Below are 6,810 nucleotides of genomic sequence, written 5' to 3'. Positions count from 1 at the left end.
CCCTCACCGACAGCGACGGCGCACCTCGCAGCTTCCCCACCGGGCGCCACACCCTCCTCGTCTTCTGGTGGAGCGAATGCCCCACCTGCCGCCTCTCCCTGCCCGTCATCGCCACTGCCTGCCGCACCTACGGCCGCCAGCTCGATCTCTGGCTCGTCGCCCAAGAGCCGCCCGCCGACCTCCCGGCCCTCCGCGCCGGCGAATTCACCTGCCCCGTCCTCGACGATGGCCCCCTCGAAACCTCCTGGCGATTCGGCATCGACGCCGTCCCTACCGTCATCCTCGCCGATCCCCAAGGTGAAGAACTCATCCGCTTCGTCGGCTTCACCCCGGGCCAATGGGACGAACTCTTCGCCGAAGCAGCCCGCCTCACCGGCGCCACCCCACCGAGCCTCGACTGGAGCAGCTACCCGGCCTGGCGCCCCGGCTGCGGCCCCCGGAACTTCCTCCCCGAAACCTACGAACGGCTCGCCACTGCCCTCGGACCCTTCCAACCCCCGCCCGGCGGAAACGCCAGGTAAAGATTCACCCGAGCACTGAACACCCCCGCCTCACCTTGCGTACTCCCTGCCAGCAACGCACGAGGAGGCGCACCATGAGAGAACCCGATCCCAGCTCCACCCCCACATCCCGCAGCCGCCGGGACTTCCTCCGCACCGCTGGCGCAGTCGCCGTCTTCGGCGGCGCCTTCCTCGTCGTCGGCTGCTCCGACGACGACAAGAAATCCATGCCCACGCCGGTGCCCACCGCTCCCGGGCAGGCCAAACTCTACGACCGCCTCGGCGGCAAGCCCGCCATCACCGCCGTCGTCGATGCCTTCATCGCCAACGTCGCCGCCGATACCCGGATCAACCGCTTCTTCGCCAACACCGACATCCCCACCCTCAAAATGCACCTCGTCAACCAAATCGGCGAAGCCACCGGCGGACCCGAAAAATACACCGGCCGCGACATGAAGACCGCCCACGCCGGGCTCATGATCACCAAAGCCGACTTCGATGCCCTCGTCGAAGACCTCGTCAAGGCGCTCGACCAGTTCAAGGTCCCCGAAAAAGAAAAGAACGAGCTTCTCGGGCTCCTCGGCCCGATGGAGAAGGACATCGTGACCGCCTGAGCCGGTCCCCTCGCTACGCTCCCTGCCCGGCGAAGCGGGCCAGCAGCAGCCACGCGGCGCGCTTCGCCGGGCTCCCACGTTCCACCTGAGGCCCCACACACGACGGGCAACCGTTCTCGCACGCACAGCGCCGGACGGCGTCCAGACACGCCTCCAGCAGCCGCTCCCGTCCCTCGAACACCCGCTCCGCCAGCCCGATGCCCCCCGGCACCATGTCGTAGACGAACACCGTCGGCCGCCCCGTCGATGGCGCCCGCACCTGCGCATCCGCCCCGAGATCGCCCGCATCGCAGAGACAGAACACCGGGGCGAGGTTGCGCACCAAGTGCGCCACGCCCGTCAGCCCCAACGCCAGCTCGTTCCGTCCCAAGCCCGCCGTTGCCCGCTCGTCGAACGAAAGCCACGCCGCCGCCGTGTGCATCGTCTCCTCCGGGATCGCGATGCGCCCCCAACCCACGTTCTCGTGCGTATTCAGCTTCACCTTCTTGTAAATCGTCGCCAAGAACGTCAGCGCCACCTCTCCAACCTCCCATTGCCCGCCCGGTGCCGCCACCTCCCGTTCGCGCTCCAGCACCTTCAGTTCCACCGCCAACTGCGCATCCGTGTAGTAGTCCACCGCCACCGGCCGCACGTACGCCTTCCTGTTCTCCCAATCCAGGTGCTCCACCTGGTACTGCTGCCCACGGTGGAGGTAGATCGCCTGCTCGTGGATCAGCAGCGGCGCGCTCGGCCGGTCGCATTCACCGATCACGCGCGGCTTCGGCCCTTGCTCGATGATCACGAAATTGTCCGTACTCGCCGTTCGCAAACTCACCTCCTCCGCCGGATACGCCTCCGACATCCAGTAGTACCGGCCATTCGCACGCTGCAACACCCCCTCCTCCACCAGCATGTCCAGCATCACCTCGCCGTGCGCCCCGAACTGCTCACCATGCGCGAACGGCAGCTCGAACGCTGCGCACTTCAAATGGCTCGCGAGAACGTAGAGATTGTCCGGGTCGATCGCCGCACGCTCGACACCCCGCTCGAACACGAACTCCGGGTGGCCGGCCACGTACTGATCGAGCGGATTCGACGAGGCCACCAACACCGAAAGCGAACTCTCGCGCGCCCGCCCGGCACGCCCGAACTGCTGCCAGAGACTCGCCAACGACCCCGGATAACCCGTCACCACACTCGCCCCCAACCCCCCGATGTCGATCCCCAGCTCGAGCGCATTGGTCGCTACCACCCCCCGCACCGTCCCCTCCCGCAGGCCACGCTCGATCGCCCGCCGCTCGTTCGGCAGGTACCCGCCCCGGTAGCCCGTCACCCGTTCCGGATCGCCAGGCTTCTCCCGCAGCGCCTCCCGCAGGTAGGTCAACAGTAGCTCCACCCGAACCCTGCTCGGCGCGAAGACGATCGTCTGCACCCCCGAGTGAATCAGCTGCGCCGCGATATCCCGCGCCGCCTTCAGCACCGATTGCCGAATCCCCAGCTCCCGGTTCACCACCGGCGGATTGTGCACCACCACCACCCGCTCCCCCCGTGGCGCGCCATTCTCGTCCACCACCTCCACCACGTCACCGACCAGCCGCGCCGCCAGCTCACCCGGGTTCCCGATCGTCGCCGAGCAAAGGATGAACGTCGGATCGCTCCCGTAAAACTGGCAGATTCGCCGCAACCGCCGGATCACGTTCGCCACATGGCTCCCGAACACACCCCGGTACGTGTGCAGCTCGTCGATCACCACGAACTCGAGGCTCTCGAACAGCTGCACCCACTTCGTGTGGTGCGGCAGTATCGCCGTGTGCAGCATGTCCGGATTCGTCAGAACGATGTGCCCCGCCTGCCGCACCGCCCGACGCGCATCCGCCGGCGTATCGCCGTCGTACGTGAACGTCCCGATCGCCACGCCCGTCTCACCGATCAAGCCGTGCAACTCGTCGAGCTGATCCTGCGCCAGCGCCTTCGTCGGGAAGAGATAAAGCGCCCGCGACGAGCGATCCTTCAAAACCCGGTCGAGCACCGGCACGTTGAAGCAGAGCGTCTTGCCGCTCGCCGTCGGGGTCACCACCACCACGTTCCGCCCCGCCAGCGCCGCCTCGATCGCCCGCGCCTGGTGCGTGTACGGCGCCTCGATGCCCCGCCGCCCGAGCGCAGCCAGCAGCCGCTCATCCAGCCCGGCCGGCCACGACGCAAACCGCGGCGGCACCGCCTCGATCCGTCGCACCCACGTCTCCGTTCGCTTCTGCGATAGCTCCTGGAGCAGTCGCTCCGCCACGATTCCCGGCGGCACCGGGCGAACCGCCGGGACGGGGTAAGTAGGCGGGGGTTTCGCCATCGCGGCCCTCCATCGCACAGATGTTCGCATTCTGACCATCCACCGCCGCCCGCGCAAGCACCGCCGCCACCCGGCCTCCGCGCCTCGCCCCGCCCTTACCCCGCGCAACCCCATCCGGTGGTACCCTCGATCACCGGACCACCATGACCGAACAGCTCCCCGACGAACGCCCCCAGCGTCGCCGCGAGTACTCCGGCCCCGCCTCCACCCTCGGCCTGGCCGCGCTCGTCATCGCCGTCGTCGGCCTCGGCCTCTGGTGGTTCGAATTCCGGGACGACCCGTCCTCCGGCTCCAGCCACGGCAGCGACGGCCTCGGCATCGTCGAACTCCCCGCAGCCCTCAATCCCACCGACCGAGAGCCCGCCGCCCGCGAAGGCCGAGCCGCCCCCAACTTCCGCCTCGCCAGCCTCGACGGCCCACCCCGCTCGCTCGACCAGTTCCGCGGCTCCTACGTCCTCCTCAACTTCTGGGCCTCCTGGTGCGGGCCCTGCCGCGCCGAAACCCCCGACCTCCAGGATTTCTACTCCCGCAACCTCGACCGCGGCATCGTCGTCATCGGCATCAACCAGCAAGAAGACGCCGCCACCGCCCGCCAGTTCACCGCCCAATTCGGCGTCACCTATCCCATCCTCCTCGACAGCTCCGGGGCCGTCTCCCAGGCCTACGCCACCGGCATCGGCGGCCTCCCCCGTACCTACCTCGTTAGCCCGGACGGCATCGTCGAGCGGATCTACCTCGGCCGCATCACCTTCGAACAGCTCCGCGAATTGGAGGCTGCCCTCCAGTGAGCGCCCCGCCCCGCACCGTCGCCGCCGGAGAGCTCCGCCCCGCCGGCCTCGACCCCCTCCGCACCCTCTGGCAGCTCCTCACCAACGTCAAATTCGCCCTCCTCCTCGTCGGTCTCGCCGGCGTCGCCGGGCTCATCGGCACCATCCTCCCTCAAGTGCCCGCACCGATGCTCGGCAACCCCGCCGCCAAATCCGCCTGGCTCGAGCTCCGCCGCGAAACCTACGGACCATTCACCGACATCTTCGATGCCCTCGGCTTCTTCCACGTCTTCCACACCGTCTGGTTCAACGGCCTCTGGCTCCTCATCATCGTCGCCGTCACCGTCTGCACCGTCTCCCGGCTCCGCCCCACCATTCGCGCCGTCCGCCAGCCCCCGAAACGCGTGCCCGACGCCTACTTCCAACGCGCCCACCACCGGGCCGACTTCTCCCACCCCGGCGGCGCCGACGCCGTCGAACGCCTCCTCCGCCAGCGGCGCTACACCGTCCAGCGCGTCCATCGAGAGCCCGGCGCCACCTACCTCTTCGCCGATCGCTACCCCTGGAGCCAGTACGGCACCTTCCTCTCCCACCTCGCCCTCCTCCTCCTCCTCCTCGGCGGATTCCTCACCGTCTTCGCCGGCTACGACCGCACCATGGTCATCGCCGAGAGCACCCCGCCGGCACCCGTCTTCGCCGATGCCGGCCCCAACCAACTCTTCATCCGCATGGTCGATGCCAACCGCGGCCTCGACGCCGCAGGCAACATCGTCGACTACCACTCCATCCTCGACGTTCGCCGCGGCGACGAGACCATCCGCTGCAAAACCACCGTCAACGACCCGTGCAGCGCCTTCGGCTACACCATCCACCAAGCCGCCTGGTTCGACGACCTCGCCCGCCTCCGCATCGTCGGACCCAACGGCCAAACCCTCTTCGACGACGTCCTCGACTTCGAAGGCCGCAACGCCGCCATCCCCATCCTCCGCGTCACCGACACCGCCGGCCGGCTCCTCTTCGCGCAACAGCTCCCGCAGATGGCGACCGACGAAGGGCTCGACCCCAACGATCGCTCCGACGACACCGGCCTCTCCCTCCTCGCCTTCCCCCAAGCACCGGGCGCCGAAACCCTCGTCAACTTCGCGGTCGCCTGGCAAATCGTCGACGGCGGGATGGTCCTCTCCATCACCAGCCCCGACTTCGACCCGGTCGTTCTTCGCCCCGGCCAGGAAGGGCAGGCCGGCGACTACCGCGTCCGCTTCGAAGGCGCCGCCACTATCCCTGCCACCACCGTCCTCGATATGCCCGGCGCCATCTCCCCTGCCGGCGCCGTCGTCCAGATGCCCCTTGGCGGCGACGGCCGCCCCTACCTCATGGTCAACGGCATCGACGAGCGCAACGTCATCCTCGAGCAGGGCAAGGCCGTCACCACTCCGTCCGGCTATACCTACCTCTTCCAGGGGCGGGTCGAAGCCTCCGGCGTCAGCGTCCGCCGCGACCCCGGCGATACCTTCATCTGGATAGCCGTCGCCATGGCCATGGTCGGCCTCGCCATCACCTTCTACGTCCCCCGCCGCCGGCTCTGGGTCAAAGTCACCCCCTCCCGCACCTACATGGCCGGCATCGCCGAAAAAACCACCCGCTTCTCCCGCGAACTCCGCCTCATCGGCCGCGACCTCGGCGCCGCCGATGCACTCCAGCCAGGCGACCTCGAACCCGAACGCTAGCCCGCCGCTCGCCCCTTCCCCGCGCCCCTACGCCGTTCGCGTCGCCCGTCCGGCCACCCATTGCCGATAGAGCGCCGCGTAATACCCACCCCGCCGAATCAACTCCTCGTGGCGCCCGTCCTCCACGATGCGGCCCCCATCCACCACCAGGATCCGGTCCGCCTGCTCCGCCGTGCTCAGCCGGTGCGCGATCACCACGCTCGTCCGCCCCTCGAGCAGCGCCCGCAGCGCCCGCTCCACCTGTAGCTCCGTGTGCGGGTCCAGGCTCGAAGTCGCCTCGTCCAGCACCAACACCGGCGGGTCGGCCAAGAACGCCCGCGCGATCGAAACCAGCTGCTTCTCGCCCGCGCTCAGCCGCGAACCGCGGAAGCTCACCAACGTCTCGTACCCATTCGGCAGCGAACGGATGAACTCGTCGATGCCCAGCCGCACGCACGCCGCCTCCACCTCCGCGTCCGTCGCCTCCGGCCGGCCGAAGAGGATGTTCTCCCGGAGAGAACCCGTGAACAAAAACCCCTCCTGCGGCACCATCGTCACCGTCCGCCGCAAGTCCGCCATCCGCAGCGAACGCAGGTCGTAGCCGCCAATGCGGACGGTACCCGCCGTCGGGTCGTACATCCGCGTCATCAGCTTCGCCAAGGTCGATTTCCCCGCCCCCGTCGGCCCCACCAGAACCACATGCTCCCCCGGCTCGATCACCAGATCGATATCGCGCAACACCGGGCGCGCCGGGTCGTACCCGAAGGTCACCCGCTCGAACGCGATCCGCCCCACCATCGGCCCCGTCACGCTCGCCGGCTCCTTCGGCTCCGGCACCTCCGGCTCCACCGCCAAGATCCCGAAAATCTTCCCCAGCGCCGCGTTCGCACTCTGCACCAT

General features: G+C 68.7%; 6 protein-coding genes. 4 read left to right on the top strand and 2 right to left on the bottom strand.

What is annotated here, in order from left to right:
- Together VAE53_RS11230 and VAE53_RS11225 are read left to right on the top strand one after the other, a co-directional pair.
- Positions 1–521, top strand: a 521-nt coding sequence (locus VAE53_RS11230; protein WP_322819454.1) for a hypothetical protein, incomplete at its 5' end; no start/stop codon positions are given.
- A 74-nt stretch (positions 522–595) separates the two neighbouring features.
- A complete protein-coding gene (locus VAE53_RS11225; RefSeq protein WP_322819453.1) occupies positions 596–1,114 on the top strand; it encodes a group 1 truncated hemoglobin in 519 nt (172 codons plus the stop codon).
- A 13-nt stretch (positions 1,115–1,127) separates the two neighbouring features.
- Here the strand turns inward: VAE53_RS11225 and VAE53_RS11220 are convergent, their stop codons facing one another.
- Positions 1,128–3,437, bottom strand: coding sequence for a DEAD/DEAH box helicase (locus VAE53_RS11220; protein WP_322819452.1), 2,310 nt, complete (start codon positions 3,435–3,437; stop codon positions 1,128–1,130).
- Between the two features lie 143 nt (positions 3,438–3,580).
- Here VAE53_RS11220 and VAE53_RS11215 point away from each other — a divergent pair, with 143 nt between their 5' ends.
- Positions 3,581–4,225 (top strand): TlpA disulfide reductase family protein, encoded by a 645-nt coding sequence (locus VAE53_RS11215; RefSeq protein ID WP_322819451.1) that lies wholly within the window; start codon positions 3,581–3,583, stop codon positions 4,223–4,225.
- The gene (locus VAE53_RS11210) at positions 4,222–5,931 is read left to right on the top strand and encodes a cytochrome c biogenesis protein ResB (RefSeq protein ID WP_322819450.1); all 1,710 of its coding nucleotides are present in this window, start codon (positions 4,222–4,224) and stop codon (positions 5,929–5,931) included. Before VAE53_RS11215 ends, VAE53_RS11210 begins: the two co-directional genes overlap by 4 nt.
- Positions 5,932–5,958: 27 nt before the next feature.
- Here the strand turns inward: VAE53_RS11210 and VAE53_RS11205 are convergent.
- On the bottom strand, positions 5,959–6,810 hold an 852-nt coding region (locus VAE53_RS11205; RefSeq protein WP_322819449.1), incomplete at its 5' end, for an ATP-binding cassette domain-containing protein.

The sequence above is a fragment of the Tepidiforma sp. genome (assembly GCF_034432735.1).
Lineage (GTDB): Bacteria > Chloroflexota > Dehalococcoidia > Tepidiformales > Tepidiformaceae > Tepidiforma.
The sequence above is the reverse complement of the archived record's forward strand: the minus strand, read 5'-3'. Positions and strand labels throughout refer to the sequence as shown.

What these genes read in the sequence shown, in the direction of transcription:
- VAE53_RS11225 (WP_322819453.1), top strand. Translation starts at nt 596, where the DNA reads ATGAGAGAACCCGATCCCAGCTCCACCCCCACATCCCGCAGCCGCCGG.
- VAE53_RS11220 (WP_322819452.1), bottom strand. Translation starts at nt 3,437, where the DNA reads ATGGCGAAACCCCCGCCTACTTACCCCGTCCCGGCGGTTCGCCCGGTG.
- VAE53_RS11215 (WP_322819451.1), top strand. Translation starts at nt 3,581, where the DNA reads ATGACCGAACAGCTCCCCGACGAACGCCCCCAGCGTCGCCGCGAGTAC.